At 67.5% G+C, this 21,101-nt stretch carries 20 protein-coding genes; 12 read left to right on the forward strand and 8 right to left on the reverse strand.

Annotated elements, in window-relative coordinates:
• Positions 1 to 16: 16 nt before the first annotated feature.
• Positions 17 to 1,354, reverse strand: a complete 1,338-nt coding sequence (locus tag CETAM_RS05325; protein ID WP_156227675.1) for a nitrate/nitrite transporter — start codon at positions 1,352 to 1,354, stop codon at positions 17 to 19.
• 213 nt (positions 1,355 to 1,567) lie between these two features.
• Between CETAM_RS05325 and CETAM_RS05330 the strand changes: the two genes are divergently transcribed.
• Complete coding sequence (locus CETAM_RS05330; protein ID WP_156227677.1) at positions 1,568 to 2,047, forward strand: molybdopterin-binding protein; 480 nt, start codon at positions 1,568 to 1,570, stop codon at positions 2,045 to 2,047.
• Here the strand turns inward: CETAM_RS05330 and CETAM_RS05335 are convergent.
• Both CETAM_RS05335 and CETAM_RS05340 read right to left on the reverse strand, forming a co-directional pair.
• Positions 2,040 to 3,341: a DNA methyltransferase gene (locus CETAM_RS05335; RefSeq protein WP_156227679.1), complete on the reverse strand. Its 1,302-nt coding sequence runs from the start codon at positions 3,339 to 3,341 to the stop codon at positions 2,040 to 2,042. The two genes, CETAM_RS05330 and CETAM_RS05335, sit on opposite strands and share 8 nt — an antisense overlap.
• A 30-nt stretch (positions 3,342 to 3,371) precedes the next feature.
• Entirely contained in the window at positions 3,372 to 3,632 is a 261-nt protein-coding gene (locus CETAM_RS05340; RefSeq protein WP_407923965.1) for a DUF2249 domain-containing protein, read from the reverse strand.
• A gap of 79 nt (positions 3,633 to 3,711) precedes the next feature.
• Here CETAM_RS05340 and CETAM_RS05345 point away from each other — a divergent pair, with 79 nt between their 5' ends.
• Genes CETAM_RS05345 through CETAM_RS05355 form a run of 3 tightly spaced genes read left to right on the forward strand, consistent with a single transcriptional unit; the run spans position 3,712 to position 7,476 of the window.
• The gene (locus tag CETAM_RS05345; RefSeq protein ID WP_231587596.1) at positions 3,712 to 4,830 is read left to right on the forward strand and encodes a hypothetical protein; all 1,119 of its coding nucleotides are present in this window, start codon (positions 3,712 to 3,714) and stop codon (positions 4,828 to 4,830) included.
• On the forward strand, positions 4,823 to 6,046 hold the full coding sequence (locus CETAM_RS05350; protein ID WP_156227683.1) for a beta-carotene 15,15'-monooxygenase: 1,224 nt from the start codon (positions 4,823 to 4,825) through the stop codon (positions 6,044 to 6,046). Before CETAM_RS05345 ends, CETAM_RS05350 begins: the two co-directional genes overlap by 8 nt.
• Positions 6,043 to 7,476 carry a multicopper oxidase domain-containing protein gene (locus CETAM_RS05355; RefSeq protein WP_156227685.1) on the forward strand — a complete coding sequence of 478 codons (1,434 nt, stop codon included), beginning with the start codon at positions 6,043 to 6,045 and terminating at the stop codon, positions 7,474 to 7,476. The genes CETAM_RS05350 and CETAM_RS05355 overlap by 4 nt, the downstream gene beginning before the upstream one ends.
• Here CETAM_RS05355 and mobA read toward each other — a convergent pair.
• The 5 genes from mobA to CETAM_RS05380 are packed head-to-tail and all read right to left on the reverse strand — an operon-like array spanning position 7,463 to position 12,640.
• Entirely contained in the window at positions 7,463 to 8,038 is a 576-nt protein-coding gene (gene mobA, locus CETAM_RS05360) for a molybdenum cofactor guanylyltransferase (RefSeq protein ID WP_156227687.1), read from the reverse strand. The genes CETAM_RS05355 and mobA overlap by 14 nt on opposite strands.
• Positions 8,038 to 8,514 carry a cyclic pyranopterin monophosphate synthase MoaC gene (gene moaC / locus CETAM_RS05365; RefSeq protein WP_156227689.1) on the reverse strand — a complete coding sequence of 159 codons (477 nt, stop codon included), beginning with the start codon at positions 8,512 to 8,514 and terminating at the stop codon, positions 8,038 to 8,040. The genes mobA and moaC overlap by 1 nt, the downstream gene beginning before the upstream one ends.
• A 24-nt stretch (positions 8,515 to 8,538) precedes the next feature.
• A complete protein-coding gene (locus tag CETAM_RS05370) occupies positions 8,539 to 9,777 on the reverse strand; it encodes a molybdopterin molybdotransferase MoeA (protein ID WP_156227691.1) in 1,239 nt (412 codons plus the stop codon).
• A gap of 10 nt (positions 9,778 to 9,787) precedes the next feature.
• Positions 9,788 to 10,864 carry a GTP 3',8-cyclase MoaA gene (gene moaA, locus CETAM_RS05375; RefSeq protein WP_156227693.1) on the reverse strand — a complete coding sequence of 359 codons (1,077 nt, stop codon included), beginning with the start codon at positions 10,862 to 10,864 and terminating at the stop codon, positions 9,788 to 9,790.
• Between the two features lie 45 nt (positions 10,865 to 10,909).
• Entirely contained in the window at positions 10,910 to 12,640 is a 1,731-nt protein-coding gene (locus CETAM_RS05380) for a long-chain fatty-acid--CoA ligase (protein WP_156227695.1), read from the reverse strand.
• 378 nt (positions 12,641 to 13,018) lie between these two features.
• Here CETAM_RS05380 and rho point away from each other — a divergent pair, with 378 nt between their 5' ends.
• The 8 genes from rho (at position 13,019) to CETAM_RS05420 (ending at position 21,087) form a co-directional block, all read left to right on the forward strand.
• The gene (gene rho, locus CETAM_RS05385; protein ID WP_156227697.1) at positions 13,019 to 15,163 is read left to right on the forward strand and encodes a transcription termination factor Rho; all 2,145 of its coding nucleotides are present in this window, start codon (positions 13,019 to 13,021) and stop codon (positions 15,161 to 15,163) included.
• Positions 15,164 to 16,237 carry a peptide chain release factor 1 gene (gene prfA / locus CETAM_RS05390; protein WP_156227699.1) on the forward strand — a complete coding sequence of 358 codons (1,074 nt, stop codon included), beginning with the start codon at positions 15,164 to 15,166 and terminating at the stop codon, positions 16,235 to 16,237.
• Position 16,238: 1 nt separating this feature from the next.
• Entirely contained in the window at positions 16,239 to 17,093 is an 855-nt protein-coding gene (locus CETAM_RS05395; RefSeq protein ID WP_156227701.1) for a N5-glutamine methyltransferase family protein, read from the forward strand.
• A 31-nt stretch (positions 17,094 to 17,124) separates the two neighbouring features.
• Entirely contained in the window at positions 17,125 to 17,784 is a 660-nt protein-coding gene (locus tag CETAM_RS05400) for an L-threonylcarbamoyladenylate synthase (RefSeq protein WP_156227703.1), read from the forward strand.
• 17 nt (positions 17,785 to 17,801) lie between these two features.
• Entirely contained in the window at positions 17,802 to 18,977 is a 1,176-nt protein-coding gene (locus tag CETAM_RS05405; RefSeq protein ID WP_156227705.1) for an MraY family glycosyltransferase, read from the forward strand.
• A gap of 31 nt (positions 18,978 to 19,008) precedes the next feature.
• Positions 19,009 to 19,452 (forward strand): hypothetical protein, encoded by a 444-nt coding sequence (locus tag CETAM_RS05410; RefSeq protein WP_156227707.1) that lies wholly within the window; start codon positions 19,009 to 19,011, stop codon positions 19,450 to 19,452.
• A 496-nt stretch (positions 19,453 to 19,948) separates the two neighbouring features.
• On the forward strand, positions 19,949 to 20,746 hold the full coding sequence (gene atpB, locus CETAM_RS05415; protein WP_156227709.1) for a F0F1 ATP synthase subunit A: 798 nt from the start codon (positions 19,949 to 19,951) through the stop codon (positions 20,744 to 20,746).
• Between the two features lie 101 nt (positions 20,747 to 20,847).
• Positions 20,848 to 21,087, forward strand: a complete 240-nt coding sequence (locus CETAM_RS05420; RefSeq protein ID WP_042621232.1) for an ATP synthase F0 subunit C — start codon at positions 20,848 to 20,850, stop codon at positions 21,085 to 21,087.
• The last annotated feature ends 14 nt before the right edge of the window (positions 21,088 to 21,101 follow it).

Genomic DNA, 21,101 nt, shown 5'->3' on the forward strand with positions numbered 1-21,101 from the left:
GCTTCGTGTCGTAGGTTCAGCCGGGGAACGGGGCGTTGGGGCGGGCGTAGTAGATCCAGACAAGTGTGGTGGCGAAAGCGAAGAACACGACGCAACCCCAGAAGAAGATCACCGGGGCGATCATGGACAGCAGGACACCGACGATGAACGGGCCGAAGGCGCCGACGGCGCCGGTCCAGCCGATCACACCTCCCGCCTGACGCTTGGGCAGGATCATCGGCATCTGCTTGAAGGTGCCGGCGTTGCCCAGTCCGGTGAAGAAGAACATGATGAGCATCGAACCGAGGAACCACACGTACTGGTCCGGGGAGTCCGGGGTGAGGAAGAGTGCGGCGACCGCGGTGAAGATGGTCATCCCGACTCCGCCGATGAAGGTCCAGACGGCTCCGCCGTACCGGTCGCACAGCGGGCCCCACATGGCGCGGACGAGGGCGCCGATGAAGGGGCCGATGAAGGCGTAGGCGGCACCCCGGGGCAGGTCCTCGATGGCGTAGGTGGCGGCGAACTCGGAGCCGCTGCCGAAGACGTTGTTGATGATCAGCGCCAACTGGGCGGCGAAGCCGGAGAAGGCGCCGAAGGTCATCAGGTAGACGATGGTGAGGATCCAGGTGTTCCTGTTGCCGAAGATGTCGATCTGCTGGCGGAAGTTGGCCTTGACGGGCACATCCTTGAGGAAGATCCAGGCGACGACCGCCATGACGATCGCCCACGGGACCATGACGATGGCGGGGTTGTGCACGAACAGTGACTCACCGTCGCCTCCGCGCTGGGGGGCGACGAAACCGATGCCCAGCAGCGTGACACCCATGAGCCAGGGGGCGACCAGCATGATGAAGGACATACCGAAGTTGCCCAGGCCGGCCTGCAGACCCAGGGTGGTGCCGGCGAGACGCTTGGGGAAGAAGTAGCCGGTCGAGGGCATGAAACCGGAGAACACGCCCCCTCCGATGCCGGTGATGAACGCCAGGATGAGCAGCCACCAGTAGGGGGTCCCGGTGTTCTGGACCGCGAAGTACCACCCGAACATCGGGATGATGAACAGCAGTGATGACATGGAGACCAGGCGTCGGGTACCCATGATCGAGGGAAGGAACATGAACACCAGCCGGAACAGGCCGCAGGCGAGGCCCGGAACCGAGGTCAGCCAGTAGAGCTGGGTGGTGGAGAGATCAAAACCGATCGAGTTGAGGACCGGCGCGATGGCGGAGACGAGGTACCAGGTGGCGAACCCCATGAACAGGATGATCGTGGAGATCCACAGTGTCCGCCACGCGATGGAGGAGTCCCAGGACTCCTCGTGTTCGGGGTCCCAACCCTGCAGAACCCGGCCTTCGGTGTTGAGTGTCGTACTCATTTAATCCTCACTAAACAGTGGATGTTTATTCAACGAGAATCGGTGTTAAAAAATAGGATATAACCATTGGCCCGGGTTGTCGGGGTTTGCGGGAAGTTCCTGCCCCTGCTGTTTCCTCATGTCGCCGACGTTCCGACCGTGGGGAAGGTCGCCCGCCCTCCCTTGAACTACTATGGCACGGATCACATGGGCTCGCCGCGGAAAGGGCTGGATATGACAAAGAATTTCACTGGTTGCGTGATAGTGGTCTCGGACCGCATCGTCAGCGGCGAACGCGGGGACACGGCGGGGCAGGTGGCCCGTTCACTGCTGGCCGATGCCGGAGTCGGGGCGGAGATCGTCGTGGTGGGGGAAGGTTTCGACGACGTCTCCCGCGCGCTTTCCGACGCCCGCGCCGCCGGCCACCGCGTCATCGTCACTGTCGGCGGTACCGGCCTGGGCCCCCGCAACCGGACCCCGGAAGCCACGGCTCTGCTCCTCGAGGTGCGTCTCGACGGACTGGTCACCCAGGTGCTCATCCAGGGGCTGGCCGCCACCAGTCAGGCGGGTCTGTCCCGGGCGCTCATCGGCCTGACGGGGCGGGGGCCGGGGGACGCGCTCATCGTCAATTCCCCGGGCTCGGCCGGCGCGGTCCGCGACACCCTCGGCGTGGTCTGTCCACTGCTGCAGAGCATCTTCGAGCGGATCAGCTGAGGGGGTCCGCCTGAGCCTCCCCCGGCCTGAACTCTCCGTAGACCACGCTGCCGCCCCCTGCCCAGGCGACGGCCTCGGAGATGCCCGACTGCTCGCCGGCGATCACGTGTCGCATCCTCTCCAGGGCGACGGTCTCCGCCCATTCGCGCTGCTCGATGCCGATGTGCCGGCGCCCGAGCTTGTGGGCCACCGCCGAGGTCGTGCCGGATCCCAGATGGTAGTCGAGGACCGTGTCGCCCTCGTCGGTGAACATCCCGATGAGCAGCTGCAGCAGGGACTCGGGTTTCTTGCCGTTGCGGAAGCTCACCCCGCCCTCCGCGGCGACCCGGTTGTAGGCCTCGTGGGCGTCGAGGAAGTTCGGGTGGGGGAGTCGCGTGTGCGTCGACGACTGCGGGATTCCCTGGAAGTAGGAGCCGTTCCGGTTGCCGGCCTTCGGGGTGTGGAAGTAGCGGCGGCCCTGGCCGTCGTCACCGATGCCGGGGACCTCGATGAGCGTCATCGGCGCCAGGTCCAGCGACTCCAGGTGGGTGACCCAGAATCGCCCGGAGGAGTTCTTCTCCCGCAGCGATCCCCGGATGGAGTGCGTGCGGAACGTACCTTCGCCGGAACCGGCGTCGACCTTGCGCCACGCGTCGGGGGAATAGAGGGTGCACGTCCGCCCGCCGAGGATGAGCGACACGCCCGGCCCGGTGATCTCCACCTGCCAGCGGTAGTCGTCCAGGCTCCGTTCCTTCTCCTTGCCGGGCATGCGGAAGTGCCTGTCGCGGGAGTAGATGAGGATCTGCTCGACCACGTCGTTGAACTGCTTGTCTGCGGTCAGGGCCCGGCCGGGGTGGCGCACGAGGGTATGGATGACCGTGACCTTGTGCAGCCCCTCGAGCTGGTCGAGCATCACCTCGAGGTAGGCGGACTGGTGGAAGCTGCAGTGGATGACGAAGACGGCGTCGTCGCGCAGCAGCGGCAGCGCGGCGTCGATACGCTCGTGCATGAAGCTGAGCCAGTCGGCGCGGCTGCGACGGTCGGCGTAGAGGTAGTCCGAGCTGCCCGTGTTGTAGGGCGGGTCGATGTAGACCATCCGCACGGCCGGACCGATCAGGGGGACCAGTGTGTGCAGTGTCGGCAGGTTGTCCCCGCGCAGGATGAGGTTGTCACGGTCCGTCACGGCGCCGACCGGCTCCGAGCCGTCCCGGGAGTGGCGGCGCAGGCCCGTGATCCGCCCCGGTTGTGGTGGGGTGATGGTTTCCATGCCCTGCCAGACGAGGCGGACGTCCTCGCGCGGGGGAAGGCTGGACATGGATCGAGTCTAACCAGCGCGCCGGGTGTGTCAGGCGGTTCTGGTGAACTTCAGGTGCCAGTCGCGCGGACCCTCCCGGAGGTAGCTGACCTCGAAGTCCCCGGCGCGGGCCTCGACCTCCTCGAGTAGCGGCAGCGGGTTGTGTGGGGCGATGAGGATCATTGATTCGCCGATGTTGCGGGAGCCGAGCGCCCCGTGGATCGCGCCGTGGCGCACGGCATGGGGGATGATGGCGGCGTTGAGGGTCGGGATCCCGCCGACCTCGTGTGCGTGGGAGATGGGCAGTTGGATGACCATGTGGTTCGGCCTTTCGGGGTTGGGGAAAGCTGATCGCTTCTCAGCCTGGGACTTAAATAGTACGATAAAACCCGTGATAAATAAGAAGGCCGTTGTGTGCCCGCGTGGCCTGCTGCTGACATTCGCCGGCGCCTCCCTGGTCACCGGCCTCTTCGCCGGCCTCACCCTGCTCGGAATCTGGGCGGACACTCCGGCGGCCTCCCTCGGCGCCGACCACGGCGCGCTCATGGTCTTCGGCTTCGTCGGCGGGGCGATCGGACTGGAGCGCACCGTCGCCGCCAGGACCCGCTGGGCGTGGGCGGGCCCGGTGGCCAGCGCCATCGGCGTGGTCACGCTGCTCGCCGGAGCGCCCCGCCTCGTCCCCGCGGCCGCATTCACCCTGGCCTTCCTGGTCCTGGGGGCCGTCTACCTCAGGATCCACCGACGACAGGCCACCCACGCGGTGCTGGTGCAGTCGACGGGCGTGATCGGCGCGGTCTTCGCCACGGTCTGGTGGGGCGGGGGAGCGGACTTCGCGGACATCGTCCCCTTTGCGGTCGTCTTCGCCGTGGCCACGATCATCGGCGAACGCATGGAACTGGCCCGCGTCTCCTTCGCCGGCACCGCCGCGGAAACGACCATCACGGCCCTCTCGCTGGCGCTGGTCGCCGCGTCCCTGATGTTCGCCCTGCACCCGCAGGTCGGATTCGCGGTCATGGGCATCCTCATCGTCGCCCTCGCCCTGGTGACCGTGCGTATCGACGTCGCCCGCCGCCTCGTCCACGCCGGCAAACTGCCGAAATACACCGCCATCTGCATGCTCGCCGGGTATGCGTGGCTGCTCGTCGCGGGACTGCTGTGGCTCGGCTTCGGGCACACCCGCGCCGGGTATCTTCATGACGCCGCCGTGCACTCCGTCTTCCTCGGCTTCGTCATCTCCATGATCTTCGCCCACGCCCCCTTCATCCTCGGCGGCGTCATCCGGAGGACCATTCCCTATCATCCGACGTTGTACGTCCCTGTCGCCCTGCTCCACGGCGGGCTGTCCCTGCGCGTGGTCGCCGACCTGCGGGCGGCGGACGTGGCCTGGATGATGGGTGGCGTCCTCAACGTCGTCGCCGTCCTGCTGTTCATGGCGACCGGTGCCGGCCTGATGGTCACCGACAAGCGCCGCCGGCGCCTCGCGCGCGAAAAGAGGGCGGCACGTGTCTGATCTCTCGCTTTCCGACGTCTCCCTGCGCAAACGCGGCCGCCACCACACCCTGGCCGCGGCGACGGTGGGCGTCTGGATGCTCATCGGCCCGGGCATCATCCTCGCCCGCGCCCTCGGCGCCCCGATCAGCTGGTGGACGACGGTCCACTCCTTCACCCTCGGCGTGCTCACCACCGCGATCCTGGTCTACTCGACGCACTTCACTGAGGCGTTGACCAGGACCGCAGGCGGTGACTACCGGGGTGTGGTCACCCGGGTGGGGCTGGTCCAGGTCGGACTGGTCCTGCTCATCGTGGGTAAGGCCGGTGATGACTGGGGAGCGCTCGCCGACTTCGCCGCCACCCTGGTCATCGGGGCGGTGCTGTGGCACATGGCCGTCATCCGGTCGCACCTGCGCCGCAGCCTGGCAGGGCAGTTCGCCGTCACCGTGCCGTTCTATCTCACCGCCGGCGCCTTCCTCGTCGTCGCGGGGCTCCTGGGCAACTTCGCCGGCCGCGGGGTGGGCGACTACGCGGGCATGATCGCCGGACACTCCCGGGCCGCCATCTGGGGCTTCGCGTTCCTCACGGTCCTGGGTACCGTGATCACCCTGCTGCCGACGCTGTCCGGCACCCGCATCAGCGACCTCGCCCGCCGCCGGTGCACCCGCGCGCTCATTCTCCACGGCCTCGGCCTCAGCGCGGTGATCGTCGCGCACATCCTGGTCGAACCGATCTGGGCGGGCATCCTCCAGCTTCTGGTTGTCGTGGCCGCGCTGCTCATTCTCCAGCCGGTCCTGGCCGGCGTCTTCAGCGCCGGACCCACCTGGTCCACCTCGGCCGTCAGCGTCACGGCCGGTCTCCTCTGGTTGATCGCCGTGTGTGCCGCCGACGCCGTCAGCACCCTGGCGGGCGCCGACCCCCGCCACGTCACCGCCCTGCTCATCCCCGCCTTCCTGGCCGCTGGCCTTCTCCAGCTCGTCCTCGGCGTCCTGCTGCACCTCCTGCCCGTTCTCGTCGGGGGCGGCCGTGCCAGGGTGCTGCGGGCCCGGGCCGCGGCCGACCGGGCAGGAATGGCCCGCGTGCTCCTGATCAACCTCGGCGCCGTGTTCATCCTGCTCGCCGAGTCCGGGCCCGCCCGGGTGGTGGGCCTCATCATGCTGGGCCTCGGGCTGTTCGCGCACGTGGCATTCCTCGTCCCGGCAGTCGTCCGCCAACACCGAACGGAGTCTTCATGACCCTCCCCGTGGGCCCACCCACCTCCGGCCACCGGCCGCCACCCGAAACCGCGAAGGATTCCGACTGGGTCTCCTGGCTGGTCATCGGCCTGGCGATCGCGGCGGTGGTCGTTCTCGGCGTCACGCTGACGACGAATACGGGCGCCGAACGCGCATCCGCGCCAGCCGCCGTCGCCCAGTCCGGGGACACGGTCACCGAGACCATCCGCATCGAGGGCATGTCCTACCACCCGAACCGGGTGGAGATCCCGGCCGGCAGCCGTCTCGTCCTGGAGCTGAGCAACGAGGACAACCAGCCCCACGACCTCACCCTCAACGGTTTCACCACGGAGCTCATCGGCCCCGGCGAGACGGCGACCTTCGACGCCGGCGTGTTCACCGCCGACACCGAGGGCTGGTGCACCGTCGCCGGGCACCGGGCGCAGGGGATGATCTTCAACGTCGTGGTCACCGGTGCCGCAGCGGGCCCGGCAGCCACGGCCGGCCCGGGGCACGACATGCCCGCCGGAACCGGGCAGGTGAGCGGCGGGAATCCCTTCGCCGAGGTGCCCGGCCCGGCGACGCGCCTGTCGGCGGACCTGGGCGACGAGGCCTGGTTTGACCCGGTCCTCGGCCCGGCACCCACCGGCACCGTGCACGAGCTGGAGTTCAACGTCACCGAAAAGATCCGGGAGGTCGCCCCGGGGCACCGTCAGGTGCAGTGGCTGTTCAACGGGCAGGCGCCGGGCCCGACGTTGCGCGGTAGGGTCGGCGACACGTTCCGCATCACGCTGCGCAACGACGGCACCATGGGGCATTCCGTGGACTTCCACGCCGGCGAGGTCAGCCCCGACGCGCCGATGGCCACCATCGCCCCCGGTGAAAGCCTGGTCTATGAATTCGTCGCCCGACGCTGGGGTATCTGGATGTATCACTGCGCCACGGCACCCATGAGTCTGCACATCGCCAACGGCATGGCCGGGGCCGTCATCATCGACCCACCCGCCGGCCTCGACGACGTCGACCACGAGTACGCACTCGTGGGCCACGAGATCTTCCTCGGCCCGGAGGACACGGGCGCCGACGCCGACCGGGTCAGCGCTGGCCGGTATGACCTCGCCGGCTTCAACGGCTTCCCCAACCAGTACGACCTCCGCCCCATCGAGATCAACGCCGGTGAGCGGGCCCGCTTCTGGGTGCTCAACGTCGGCCCGGACAACCCGCTGAGCTTCCACATCGTCGGAGCCGTCTTCGACACCGTCTTCAGCGAGGGGGAGTACTCGGTCCGCAACGGCCTGGCCGATTCCACCGGCGCGCAGGCACTGCCGCTGCTACCGGCGCAGGGCGGCTTCGTCGAGGTGACCTTCGAGGAGCCCGGCACCTACACCTTCGTCAACCACATCATGACGGACGCGGAGAAGGGCCAGCACGGCAGCATCATCGTCCGCTGACCCGCGGCAGGCCGGCGCTGCCGCGTCGTTGCAGCTCCGCCAGGGTGTCGTAGTCGCGTTCCGCCCCGTCACCGGGCACCTCGATGACCCGGTCGGCGGCGCGCAGCAGCTTCTTCGCCGCCTGGTCACGCACCGTGTCCAGGCGGGCCAGCGACCTCCGGAGTCCCCCCACCCGCCATACCGCGCAGAGCGGCTGCACCTGGCCGTCCGTGGAGCGCACGACGGCGACGTCGGCTTCCGGGTCGGCGCGCAGGGCGTGGACAAGCAACGGGAGGAGGGCAGGGGAGTCGGGTGCGTCGACGGAGAGCACGCCCACGAATTCGGGGGATTCGAGTGCCGCGGCACCGGCGGCGATACCGGCCACCGGGCCACCGAAGGGCGGGTCCTCGCTGACGACGGGCACGTCCAACGAGAGGTGGGGGGAGACGACGACCACGGGGAGGCCGGCGAGTGCGCCGATGAGGTGATCGACCAGGCGGACACCGTCGAGGGTGACCTGGGCCTTGTCCACGCCACCCATGCGCGCGCCGCGGCCCCCGGCCAGGACGATGACCTGGAGCATCAGCGCGGCAGCTCGCGTGACCAGTCGCCGGAGCGCCCGCCGGATTTCGCCGTGATACCGCAGGTGCGGATGTAGGCGGAGCGGTCCACGCCCTTGACCATGTCGATGACGGCCAGGGCCGCGACGGTGACGGCCGTCAGGGCCTCCATCTCCACGCCGGTGCGGTCGGCGGTGCGGACCGTGGCCTCGATGGCGACGTGGTCATCGAGGATCTCCAGGTCAACCGCGCAGCCGTGCACGCCGATGGTGTGGGCCAACGGCAGCAGATCCGGTACCTTCTTGGCCGCCGAGATGCCCGCGATCCGGGCGACGGCAAGGACATCGCCCTTGGGTACGGTGCCGTCCCGGAGCGCCTCAAGCACATCGGGCGAGCAGGCGACTTCACCGCGGGCGGTGGCGGCGCGGACGGTGGGCTTCTTCTCGGTCACGTCGACCATGTGGGCGGTGCCGGCCTCGTTGAGGTGGGTGAACTTCATGTCTTCCTTATCTTTCTGGGACTGCTACACACGGCGCAGCAGGACTCCGACGGTATCGCCGGCGCACCGTTTTCCGGAACCCGGCTCGATGACGGCGACGCCGTCCGTACCCGCCAGGGAGGCGACCAGATGTGAGCCGGTGCTGCGACGGTTGAAGGGTGCTGCGACAGGCTGCCCGCCGGACCAGTCCAGGTGGACGGGGGCGAGGAAAGCGCGGTCGGGCGAGGCGGGCAGGGTGATCCCCTCGGCGACGAGGGCGCGGACGTGCGGACGCTCCCACAGCCCACGGCCAGGCGAGCCGCCGGCCAGGGCAGCCAGGAGCGGCGGCACGTACAGCGACCACGACACGAACGCAGCGACCGGGTTGCCCGGCAGACACATCAGCACCGCGCGCCCGCGGGTACCCAGCCCCTGGGGCGCGCCCGGACGCTGGGCCACGGAACCGAACCACATGCCGTCGCCGGCGGTGACTTCGCGGACCACGTCGAAGGCACCCACGGACACGCCCCCGGTCGTGATCACCAGCTCGTGGGTGGCGCAGAGCCTGTCCAGCATGACCTGGAAGTTGAGCGGCCGGTCGCCGGAGTGGACCTCGGTGACCGCCAACCCCTGCTCGGCACAGAGCGCCGCGATCATGGGGCGGTTGGAATCGGGCAGCTGGCCGGGGCCGGGTGTCATCCCGGGTTCCACCAGTTCGTCTCCCGAGGAGATGACGGCGACGCGGGGACGCGGATGAACGCTCACCTGCCTGACCCCGGCGGAGATGAGGGCGGCGATGGCGCCGGCGTCAATACGCGTGCCGGCGGGGACCACCACTTCACCGGGGGAGATGTTCTCGCCGACGGCCCGGATGTGGGCCCGCTCGGCGCGGACGGAGCGGATGGTCACCGACGGGGGCAGCGGTGCCGGGCCGGGCGGGACGTCGGTGTCCTCGACGGGAATGACCCGCAGGTGGTCATGGGGTTCACCGACGGGCGCGCCGGTCATGATCCGCAGGGCCCGGCCGACGGGAACGTCCAGGGCGGGCGCACCGGCGGGCAGGTCTCCGGCCACCGGCAGTGTCCACGGGCCGGTGCCTGTGAGGTCGGCCGACCGGACGATGAATCCGTCCATCGCGGAGTTGGAGAACGGCGGCACCGGGAGGATCGCGATGGCGTCGCCCGCCAGCACGAGCCCGAGGGCGTCGCGGGCGTCCACGCCCACCGCTTCGCCGGGGGCGGCGAGAGCCAGGACCGCCGCCAGGTGTTCAGTGATGGACCGCATGGGACCGAGACTAGCCACCGATGGCGGACATGGGACGGTCAGGCTGGAGGAAACCCGGGTCGTCGATGCCGTGGCCAGGCAGTTTGCCCCACATGGCACCGGCCCAGACCGCCGCGAGATCGTCGTCGCCGGCACCGCCGCGGATCATCTCGCGCAGCGAGGTTTCGGTCCGGGAGAACAGGCAGGTGCGGATCGCTCCGTCGGTGGTCAGCCGGGTGCGGTCGCAGTCGCCGCAGAACGGCCTGGTCACCGAAGCGATCACCCCGATGCTGCCTGTCAGTTCCCGCTTATCGACACCCCGCGCGTTCCACAGCGCCGCCGGCGCCGTGCCCTGCGGTTCCTCCGCCGGGGTCAACTCGAAACCGGTACGCAGGCTGTCGAGTATCTGCCCGGCCGTCACCATGTCCTCGCGTTTCCACTTGTCCCGTGGGCCCAGCGGCATCTGCTCGATGAAACGCAGCTGCGCACCCCGGGCCAGGCAGTATTCGGCAAGGGGGACGATGTCATCCTCGTTGACTCCCGGCATGATCACGGAGTTGACCTTGACCGGGTGCATACCGGCTGCGAGGGCGGCGTCGACGGCCTCGAGGACGTCCGCGAGACGATCCCGACGGGTCAGGCGGGTGAAGCGTTCGCGGTCGAGCGTGTCCAGAGAGATGTTCACCCGGTCGAGCCCGGCCTTCTTCAGCCCGGGGAGTCGACGGGGCAGACCCAGGCCGTTGGTGGTCAGCGCCGTGGCGACGGGGCGGCCTTCGTCGGTGCGCAGCGCGGACGTGGCGGCGATGATCTCCTCAAGCGACCTGCGCAGCAGGGGCTCACCACCGGTGAAACGCACCTGGCGGATACCCAGGCGGGTGACGGCGATGGTGATGAGCCGGATGACCTCGTCGTCGGAGAGCGAGAGCTCGGTGGGCAACCACTCGAGCCCCTCGGCGGGCATGCAGTAGGTGCACCGCAGATTGCAGCGGTCGGTGAGGCTGACACGCAGATCCCTCGCCACCCGGCCGTGGGTGTCGATGAGCTGCTCGGCGCCGTCAACCCGCGGCGGGGGCAGGGTGGGGGTCGGCAGCGGAAGTCTCGTCGTCATGTCACTCCCAGGGTAGGAACGTGCGGTCAGATTGCCGGAATCAGGTCACTGGTCCTCGGCCTTCGGCTGGCCGGGACCCTTGAGCGCGATCACCTTGAATTCGCCCTCGGCGAGATGCTTGCGCAGGTCCTTCTTGTCGAACTTACCCACTGACGTCTTGTCGATGTCCCGGACGAACGTCCAGTACTCGGGGAGCATCCAGCCCGGGAGGGTGGTGCGCAGGCGGCCGCGAAGCTCTTCTGCGATCTGTTCCGTCTGCGCGATGTCCTCGTGCAGCACGGTGACGGCGAGCGGGCGCTCGCCCCACTTCTCATCCGGATAGCCGATGACGGCACATTCGACGACCTCGGGGGCGTCCATGATGAGGTTCTCCAGCATCGCGGAGTAGATCCACTCACCGCCGGAACGGATGACGTCACGGGAACGGTCCGACACGGTGAGGAAGCCGTCCGCGGTCACGGAACCCACATCACCCGTGCGCAGCCAGCCGTCCGCGGTGAACGACCCGTCACCGTCGTTGGCATCGCGGCCGCGGAACTGGCTGGCGGAGCCGTCGCCTTCCGCCGTGGGCGAGTGGTAGTAGGACCCGGTGACGATGTTGCCGCGGACCTGGATCTCACCCTGGTTGCGGTCGGTGGAGGAGACGACCTCGCCGTCGTTGACCACCCGGTAGTCCAGCAGATTGGAGAACCTGCCCTGGCTCACGCGGTACGCCCAGCGGGCCTCACCGGAGGAACCGGACGGAGGTCGGGCGACGGTGCCGACGGAGGAGGTCTCCGTCATGCCCCACACATGGATGATGTCGACGCCATAACGCTCCTCCCACAGCTTGATGAGGATCGGCGGGGCGGGCGAGCCGCCGACGTAGATCTCGGTGAGCGACATGCGCTCCGGCGGATTGTGCAGGTAATGCACGATGAGCTGGATCCACAGGGTGGGCACACCATGGGCCACGCGGGGGTGGGTCGCTGCGATCAACCGTGCGAGGGTGGGGGCGGAGACATCCGAATCGGGGAAAACCAGGGGAGTGCCCGACATGAACGCCGCGTAGGGCACGCCCCAGGACAGGACGTGGTAGATGGGAACGCAGCACAGGAAGGACTCGCCGTGGGACACCGCGAGGGAGTCCGTGGTGCGCAACGCCATCGCCTGCAGATAGATGGAACGGTGCGAGTATGCGACGCCCTTCGGCGAACCCGATGTGCCGGTGGAGTAGCAGATCGCGGCGGTGGTGTTCTCGTCGAGGTCCGGCCAGTCATAGACGGTGGAGCGGCCGTCGAGAAGCGACTCATAGGAATGGACGACAATACCCTCCGGGATCTGCTCAGCCAGGGGACCCAGCGGCTCCAGACCGGTGAACACCACCGCCCGGACCGTCGGGCAGTCGTCGAGCGCCTTGCCGAGCAGCCCCGCCAGGCGGTGATCGGACACGATGACCTCGATCTCCGCATGGTTGATGATGTGCCGCACCTGATCCGTCATGAGCTGCTTGTTCAGCGGGGTGAAGACAGCGCCCATGCTGGACGCCGCGAACTGCACCTCCAGATGCTCGGCACAGTTGTGCATGAACGACCCCACCCGCTGATCGCCGTTAATGCCCAGATCGTCGTGCAGTGCGTGCGCGAACGCCGCCGCCCGGGCATGGACCTCCGCGAACGTGGTCTCCTCGGCCCGGTCAGTCCGCCACGTGGTCACTTTCGTCGACGCATGCTTGGTGGAGCCGTGCTCCAGGATGCGTGAGATCGACAGCGGAACGTTCTGCATGGTGGAGAGCATGCCCATCACTCTAGTCGGGAGGGTCGATGCGGATGCGTGTGCGGCATGCGCTACACTGTGCGGAGATCGACGGAGGTCTGCGATTTTCTGCACAGGCCTCCAGTCCGTCCGAACCGAGCGTCCACCCACCCTCTGTCGTTGAGCCGCCCAGGCGGCTTGTACCCGGAAGGTTGCGGTCCTTCAAGGTCCGGCCCGGTCTGATCTCCACCGACGTACGGCTCCGTCCCCGTTCATACCGCCCAAGGCACACATGTCCCGAGGCGGTGGGCGACGTTGAGTTCCTCAACTCCACAGAAGGCTTCCAGCCTGGCGTGCCCAGATGCATGACGCATCAATTCATGAGGCACCAGGGGCTGGTCAAGCAACGAAAGGACATCCGTGACCGATACGGACACCGCCACTGCTGCCGCTTCGGCTGACCTCGGGTCACTGAAGCTCACTGAGCTGCGCAAGATCGCCTCCGAGAAGGGCCTCAAAGGAGTCTCCGGTCTGCGGAAGGGCGATCTGATCACCGCGATCCGGACCGGTGCCGTTCCGGCCCGCTCCAGCGCAACCGATAAGGGCGAGACGGCTCAGCCGGCCGTCCCGACTGAGCAGGCGGAACGCGCGCAGGCTCCGGCTGAGAAGCCGGCGCAGGCGTCGACCAGGGTGCCGGAGGAGAAGAGCACCCGGGATGAGGCTCCGGCACGCGCCGAGGCTCCCGTGGCTCCCGTGGCGACGCCCACGGAGGCCCCCGCCAAGGCTGAGGCTCGGGTTGCGGCCCCTGCTCAGGCTGATGAGTCCGAAGGGTCCGGCCAGGGGGCAGACTCCGAGGAACCCCGCTACGAGTCCAGGTCCGCCGCCCGTCGTGCCCGCCGTAACCGTGCACGTCACGGCCAGCGCGAGCAGCAGGACCCCGGCCAGGAGCAGCCGCAGCAGGAACAGTCCCGCCAGCCCCGCCAGGAGCGCGAGCAGCAGGACTCCGGCCAGGAGCAGCCGCAGCAGGAATCGTCCCGCCAGGAGCAGCCCCGCCAGGAGCGCGAGCAGCAGGACTCCGGCCAGGAGCAGCCGCAGCAGGAATCGTCCCGCCAGGAGCAGCCCCGCCAGGAGCAACCTCGCCAGCCTCGTCAGGAGCGCCAGGAGCGCCAGGAGCGCGACCAGCAGGACTCCGACCAGGGGCAGCGCGGCCAGCGTGGCCAGCGCGGCGACCAGCGCGAACAGCGCGGTGACGGTGGTGACGCCGAGGGACGTCGTGGACGTCGCAGCCGTCGCAACCGCCGCGGCCGGGCAGGGGACCAGTACGACGGTGGCCAGCAGCACCAGGATCACCAGGAACAGCAGGAGCGACAGCCGCAGCCGCAGCAGGAGTCTTCCGAGCTGCAGGACGTCGCCGGCATCCTTGATGTCGTCGACAGCAACGTCGCGTTTGTGCGCACCACCGGCTACCACGCGTCGCCGGCCGACGTCTTCGTCCCGAACCAGCTGATCCGTCGCTCGGGCCTGCGCTCCGGCGACGCCGTGACCGGCAAGGTCCGCATGGGCGGTAGCCAGACCCACGGTCAGGGCCGCAATCGTCAGAAGTACAACCAGCTGGTCAGCGTCGACACCGTCAGTGGGCTGAGCGTCGAGGAGGCGCGTAACCGCCCGGACTTCGCCAAGCTGACCCCGCTGTACCCCAACCAGCGTCTGCGTCTGGAGACCGACCCCAGGATCCTGACCACGCGTGTCATCGACCTGATCATGCCGATCGGCAAGGGCCAGCGTGCTCTGATCGTCTCCCCGCCGAAGGCAGGCAAGACGACGATTCTGCAGAACATCGCCAACGCGATCTCCACGAACAACCCCGAGTGCCACCTCATGGTGGTGCTGGTGGATGAGCGCCCGGAGGAGGTCACCGACATGCAGCGTTCGGTCAAGGGTGAGGTCATCGCCTCCACCTTCGACCGTCCGCCGGGGGAGCACACCGCAGTTGCGGAGCTCGCCATCGAGCGTGCGAAGCGCCTGGTGGAGCAGGGCAAGGACGTCGTCGTCCTGCTGGACTCCATCACCCGCCTGGGCCGCGCCTACAACAACTCCTCGCCGGCGTCGGGCCGTATCCTGTCCGGTGGTGTGGACTCCAACGCGCTGTACCCGCCGAAGCGTTTCCTGGGTGCCGCCCGCAACATCGAGAACGGCGGCTCGCTGACCATCGTCGCCACCGCCATGGTGGAGACCGGTTCCGCCGGCGACACCGTCATCTTCGAGGAGTTCAAGGGCACCGGCAACGCGGAGCTCAAACTGGACCGTAAGATCTCCGAGCGTCGTGTGTTCCCGGCCGTGGACGTCAACCCTTCGGGCACCCGCAAGGACGAGCTGCTGCTCAACCCGGATGAGGCGCGCGTGATGCACAAGCTTCGCCGTATCCTGTCCGCGCTGGATCCGCAGCAGGCCATCGATCTGCTGATCAAGCAGCTCAAGAAGACCAAATCGAACGGCGAGTTCCTGATGCAGGTCGCTTCGAGCGCCCCGATGGCCGCCGACAAGGATGAGGAGGAGTACTCCTAAATGGCAGGACATGTTTCCGCGGTAGACGACATCGTCTCCGAGTTCCAGGGCATTGAAGCCCAGATGGCTGATCCGGACACTGCCGGTGATCAGGCGAGCTTCCGTAAGCTGTCGAAGCGGTACTCGGAACTCCAGCCCATCATCAAGGTCAACAATGAGCTGGTGAGCACCCGCGAGGACCTCGCGGACGCCCGCGAAATGGCCAAGGAGGACAAGGACTTCGCCACCGAGGCCGAGCGCCTCGCTGCCCGTGAGGTCGAGCTGGAGGAGCAGCTGGCGGATCTTCTCGCGCCGCGCGACCCGCATGACGCCGACGACGTGATCATGGAGATCAAGGCGGGCGCCGGCGGCGAGGAGGCTGCTCTCTTCGCGGCCGACCTGGCGCGCATGTACGAGCGCTACGCCGACAAGCACGGCCTCTCCTGGGAGGTCCTGGGTCTCTCCGAGTCCGATCTTGGTGGAGTCAAGGACATAACCTTGTCTTTCCGTGCGAAGAACCCCTCCCGCGATGGCGCGTGGAGCGTGCTGAAGTTCGAGGGCGGCGTCCACCGTGTGCAGCGTGTCCCCGTGACCGAGTCCCAGGGCCGCATCCAGACCTCCGCCGCGGGCGTCATGGTCTTCCCGGAGACCGATGATCCGGGCGCGGTCATCATCGACGACAAGGACCTGCGCGTCGACGTCTACCGCTCCTCCGGCAAGGGCGGTCAGGGCGTCAACACCACCGACTCCGCCGTCCGCCTGACCCACCTGCCCACCGGCATCGTGGTCACGTGTCAGAAGGAGCGCTCGCAGATCCAGAACAAGGCGCGCGCCATGCAGGTCCTGCAGGCCCGCCTCGAGCTGATGGAGCGCGAGAAGGCCGATGCCGAGGCGGCGGAGGGGCGTGCCGCGCAGGTGCGCACCATGGACCGTTCCGAGCGCATCCGCACCTACAACTGGCCGGAGAACCGCATCAGCGATCACCGCATCGGTTTCAAGGCCAACAACCTGGACACCGTCCTCGACGGCAATCTCGACGACCTGTTCACCGCTCTGCAGGCAGCCGAGCGAGCTGAGCGTCTCGAGGCCGAGTAGGGTGACCGCCCACCGCACGCTCCGCGACGCGCTTGTCGACGCCGCGGAGCGTTTCGCGTCCGCTGGCGTCCCCTCTCCCGAGGTCGACGCCCGGCTCATCGCCGCGCACCTGCTGCAGGTCGGCCCGATGGAGGTCGCCCTGCGCTCCCGCGGGGAGGTACCGGTCGGCTTCGATGAGATGGTCGCGCGTCGCGAAGGCCGCGAACCGCTCCAGCACATCCTGGGAGTCGCCCCCTTCGGCCCGCTCGACCTGGCGGTCGGCCCCGGCGTGTTCATCCCGCGCCCGGAGACCGAGGTCCTCGCCGACTGGGGAGTCCGTCAGCTCAAGCTTTCCCACGCCCGCCCTGCCCGCGTCGTCGACCTGTGCACCGGTTCCGGGGCATTGGCCCTCTACGTCGCTGAGGTGTTCGGCGCTGACGCGGAGGTGATCGGCGTCGAGAAGCACGATGAGGCGCTGGCGTACGCCCGCCGCAACGCCGAAGGCACAACGGTGAGGATGGTGTCGGGCGACGTCACTGCTCCGGGGCTGCTCGCTGAGTGGCACGGCACGGTCGATCTCGTCCTGACGAACCCGCCGTACGTGCCGTACACCCCGGACCTGGACACCGAGGTCTACGCCGATCCACCTCAGGCGGTGTTCGCCGGCGAGAGCGGCATGGACGTCATCGAAGAGATGCTACCGACCGTGTTCGCCCTGCTCAAGAGGGGTGGGCTGGTGGGTATCGAGCACGACGACACCACCTCGCAGGCCGTGCGGGACGTCCTGGCGGCGCACGGCGGTTTCGGCGGGATCGAGGTTCTCCGGGACCTGACCGGTCGGGCGCGCTTCGTCACGGCGAGTAAGCTGTCAGACTGACCGTCACAGACCCATCAACCAGGAAGGCCCCATGAGCCGCATCTACTCCTGTGCCGACGACGCTGAACGCGCCGAAGGCATCCGCGCCGCCGTCGACGCTGCCCGTGGGGGCCGCCTGGTCGTCATGCCCACCGACACGCTCTACGGACTGGGTTGCGACGCCTTCGACAACCAGGCGGTGGCCACCCTGCTGGCCACGAAGCGCCGCGGCCCCGACATGCCGGTGCCGGTTCTCGTCGGCTCCTGGGACACGATCCGCGGCCTGGTCCGCGAGTTCACCCCGCAGGCGGAGGCCCTGGTGGAGGCGTTCTGGCCGGGTGGTCTCTCGCTCGTCGTCCCCCAGGCCCCGTCTCTGCCGTGGAACCTCGGCGACACCCGCGGCACCGTCATGCTCCGCATGCCGCTGCACCCGGTGGCGATCGAGCTGTTGCGCGAGGTCGGCCCCATGGCGGTGTCCAGCGCGAACATCTCCGGCCACGAGCCGCCCACCACGGCCATCGCCGCCAAGCAGCAGCTGGGCAGCGCCGTCGCCGTCTATCTCGACGGCGGCGAAACCCCGGTGGGCAGACCCTCCACCATCATCGACCTCTCGGGACCGGCCCCGCGCATCCTCCGGGAGGGTGCGATCTCCGCGGAGGCCATCGGCGAGGTCATCGGTGTGGATCCGGAACTGCTGCGGAGCCGGACCTAGAAGCGGAGAGGGCCACAATGGGTGCCGGCGTCCCGCTGCGCGAACTCGGCCTGGTGATCCTCGTCGCGGCGACGGTCACCTACCTGGCCACGGGAATCATCCGCTCCATGATGGTGCGCGCGGGCAAGATCGCGGAGATCCGCCAACGTGACGTGCACACTCAGCCCACCCCGCGTCTGGGTGGCGTGGCAATGTTCTCCGGCTTCCTGGCCGCCGTCTTCCTGGCCAACCAGCTACCGGCGTTGACCCGGGGATTCATGCCGATCACCCCGGAGATGAATGCCGTGGTGTTCGCGGCCTTCGCCATCGTGCTGGTCGGAATACTCGATGATCTCTACGAGTTGGACGCCATCACAAAACTCATCGGACAGGTTCTCACCGCGGTCATCCTCAGCGTCCTCGGCCTGTCCTGGACGCTGCTCTACCTGCCTTTCGGGGACGGTACGACGGTGGTGCTGGACCAGCTCCAGGCGACGATCCTCACCTCTATCTTCACTGTGGCGCTGATCAACGCCATCAACTTCGTCGACGGCCTGGACGGGCTGGCCGCGGGGCTGGGCATGATCGCCGGCGCGGCGATCCTGGTGTTTTCCCTGACCGTCCTCCACGATCAGGGCGGGGCGGTGTCGGCCTATCCGCCGGCCATCATCGCCGCGGGGCTGGTGGGCATCTGTCTGGGCTTCCTGCCCCACAACTTCGAGCCCTCCCGCATCTTCATGGGGGACTCCGGCTCAATGCTCATCGGCCTTCTCCTGGCTGCGGCGTCGACATCCGCGTCAGGCAAGATCAACATGTCCCTCTACGGCACCGCCGACATGGTCGCGCTGATGAGCCCCGTCATCGTGGTGGCAGCGGCGGTCTTTATTCCGGTCCTGGACCTTGTCCTGGCGGTCGTCCGACGCCTCTCCAGGGGGACCTCGCCCTTCGCGGCGGACAAACTACACCTCCATCACCGGCTGCTCTCGTTGGGCCACACCCACCGGCGTACCGTGCTCGTGCTCTACCTGTGGGTCAGTGTGGTCGCATTCGGGGCGGTCAGTTTCTCCGTCGTGCCGGCCCGGGTGGCCCTGGCGCTGTCCCTGGTTGCCCTGGTCATCGCCTTTCTGGTCACTCTGATCCCGCTCCGCGCCGGAAAGCTGGGGCGGCAGACGCCGCCCACCCACGTGGTGGCCCAGGCCGATCCCACGGGCTGAGTCACAGGGGTGCCGGGTAGGATCCGGTGGCGTGAGTACTCCTGACAATGCACCGGACAGCGCCCCGCGCTCTGAATTCGACGATCCCCGCCGCCCGCTCCTTCGGGCGGTCCGCTTCGGCACCATCGCGCTCGTCATCATCACGATCGTCTCGCTCGCCATCTGGGGCGGCATGCGCGATCTACCCGGTATCTGGGGTGTCCTCCTCGGCGCCGCCATAGGTGGTGGATTTGTTCTCCTCACCGCCGCGAGCGTCCTGTTCACGTCTTCAACGAACCCGGCCACCACCGGGGCCGTGGTCCTGGGCAGCTGGCTGCTCAAGATCGTGGTCCTGATCATCGTTCTGGTGATCATCCGTGACCTGACCTTCTATGACCGCACCGCGCTGGCGGTGACCACCGTGCTGGCGCTCATCGTGGTGCTGGCCACCGAAGTGTGGGGCGTGATCACCGCGCGGGTCACCTACGTGAACTAGCCGCGCACCTGCTGCGATGCAGGGAAAGCAGGGGCGCAACCTTGTCTCACGGGGGGTGGGCAGGGGTATGCACTGGTCATTCCGGGGGAAGGGGACACGGGGGTAGTCACCCCCGACGGGGGAGCCGGCCCCGGAACTTGTGACCGAGCTTACAACCATGTCCAAAACTGCCGATACAGGCCCTTTTTGGGTGATCGTACGAGGTGTATCGCGCCACGTCAGGAAACGTATCGGTACGCCGTGGGAGAATTCAGGACCATCCTGATAAGCTTCCCTGCGGGTTGCCCCGGCAAGTCGAAAGCGCCACAAGTGGAAACACACAATGGCGCCGAACAGGCCTGCGGTTCATCCCCTGTCACCGCCTTCGCTGATGTGCGACGGAGTCCGAGGTGGTGGCGGCAAAAAGTTTGTAAGACGTCCATCGCACCGTATGTGAAGTGACACTCCACATGCGGCCCGAACACGGGAGAGAACGCTGAGCGTTACAACACTGGCCATGAGGGGCGAGTTTCACGCACCCGAACTGGATCCTGAATTTTTCCCGGGGCAATACTACGGCCACATCCTGTTTGAGGATTTCGCAAACGGATGGTTCGCACTGGACCGACTGATGCTCGTCCGCATTCTGATGACGATCATTCTGGCGGTCCTTTTCCTTGTCGCCTTCCGGAGCCCGAAGCTGGTTCCGTCAGGTCTGCAGAACTTCGCAGAACTCGCACTGGATTTCGTCCGGGTACACATCGCCGAGGACATTCTGGGCAAGAAGGAGGGGCGCCGGTTCCTTCCGGTCATCGCCACCATCTTCTTCGCCGTCCTGGCGTTCAACATCCCGACGATCATTCCGGGTCTGAACATTTCGCCCAACGCACGTATCGGCATGCCGATTGCGTTGGCGATCCTGGGTTACATCACCATGATCTACGCCGGTGCCAAGCGTTACGGCTTCGGTAAGTTCGTCAAGTCCTCGGTGGTTATCCCGAATCTTCCGCCGGCACTGCACATCCTTGTCGTGCCGATTGAGTTCTTCTCGACGTTCATCATGCGGCCGGTCACTCTCGCACTTCGTCTTATGGCGAACTTCCTTGCGGGACACCTCATTCTGGTCCTCCTCTACTCCGCCACGAACTTCTTCTTCTGGCAGATGAACGGTTGGACTGCACTGTCTGGTGTGACCATCGTTGCCGCTATCGCGTTCACGCTCTACGAGATCATCATCATCTTCCTGCAGGCGTACATCTTCGCTCTGCTGGTTGCGGTGTACATCGAACTCTCGTTGCACGCGGACTCTCACTGACAAGTCGCGAACCACGCGGCCAACTGAATAACCCCACTTCAATCACCATCTGAAGTCCCGGTCGAACCTTAGACCGGGCACCAAGAAAGGGAACGACTTTCATGAACGAGATCATCCTGGCTCAGGCAACCGAGACCACCGTCACCGGCCTCGGCACCATCGGCTACGGCATCGCCACCATCGGCCCGGGCCTGGGCATCGGCATCCTCGTCGGCAAGGCACTTGAGGGCATGGCACGCCAGCCCGAGATGGCCGGCCAGCTGCGTACCACCATGTTCCTGGGTATCGCCTTCGTTGAGGCCCTCGCCCTCATCGGCCTGGTCGCCGGCTTCCTGTTCTAATTTCTGAGCGGAAA

The organism is Corynebacterium comes, assembly GCF_009734405.1.
GTDB classification, from domain to species: Bacteria; Actinomycetota; Actinomycetes; order Mycobacteriales; family Mycobacteriaceae; genus Corynebacterium; species Corynebacterium comes.

Excerpts from the sequence above, each read along its gene's own strand:
- CETAM_RS05325 (WP_156227675.1), bottom strand. The coding sequence starts at position 1,354 with ATGAGTACGACACTCAACACCGAAGGCCGGGTTCTGCAGGGTTGGGAC.
- CETAM_RS05330 (WP_156227677.1), top strand. The coding sequence starts at position 1,568 with ATGACAAAGAATTTCACTGGTTGCGTGATAGTGGTCTCGGACCGCATC.
- CETAM_RS05335 (WP_156227679.1), bottom strand. The coding sequence starts at position 3,341 with ATGTCCAGCCTTCCCCCGCGCGAGGACGTCCGCCTCGTCTGGCAGGGC.
- CETAM_RS05355 (WP_156227685.1), top strand. The coding sequence starts at position 6,043 with ATGACCCTCCCCGTGGGCCCACCCACCTCCGGCCACCGGCCGCCACCC.
- mobA (WP_156227687.1), bottom strand. The coding sequence starts at position 8,038 with ATGCTCCAGGTCATCGTCCTGGCCGGGGGCCGCGGCGCGCGCATGGGT.
- moaC (WP_156227689.1), bottom strand. The coding sequence starts at position 8,514 with ATGAAGTTCACCCACCTCAACGAGGCCGGCACCGCCCACATGGTCGAC.
- CETAM_RS05370 (WP_156227691.1), bottom strand. The coding sequence starts at position 9,777 with ATGCGGTCCATCACTGAACACCTGGCGGCGGTCCTGGCTCTCGCCGCC.
- moaA (WP_156227693.1), bottom strand. The coding sequence starts at position 10,864 with ATGACGACGAGACTTCCGCTGCCGACCCCCACCCTGCCCCCGCCGCGG.
- CETAM_RS05380 (WP_156227695.1), bottom strand. The coding sequence starts at position 12,640 with ATGCTCTCCACCATGCAGAACGTTCCGCTGTCGATCTCACGCATCCTG.
- prfA (WP_156227699.1), top strand. The coding sequence starts at position 15,164 with ATGGCAGGACATGTTTCCGCGGTAGACGACATCGTCTCCGAGTTCCAG.
- CETAM_RS05400 (WP_156227703.1), top strand. The coding sequence starts at position 17,125 with ATGAGCCGCATCTACTCCTGTGCCGACGACGCTGAACGCGCCGAAGGC.
- CETAM_RS05405 (WP_156227705.1), top strand. The coding sequence starts at position 17,802 with ATGGGTGCCGGCGTCCCGCTGCGCGAACTCGGCCTGGTGATCCTCGTC.
- atpB (WP_156227709.1), top strand. The coding sequence starts at position 19,949 with ATGAGGGGCGAGTTTCACGCACCCGAACTGGATCCTGAATTTTTCCCG.
- CETAM_RS05420 (WP_042621232.1), top strand. The coding sequence starts at position 20,848 with ATGAACGAGATCATCCTGGCTCAGGCAACCGAGACCACCGTCACCGGC.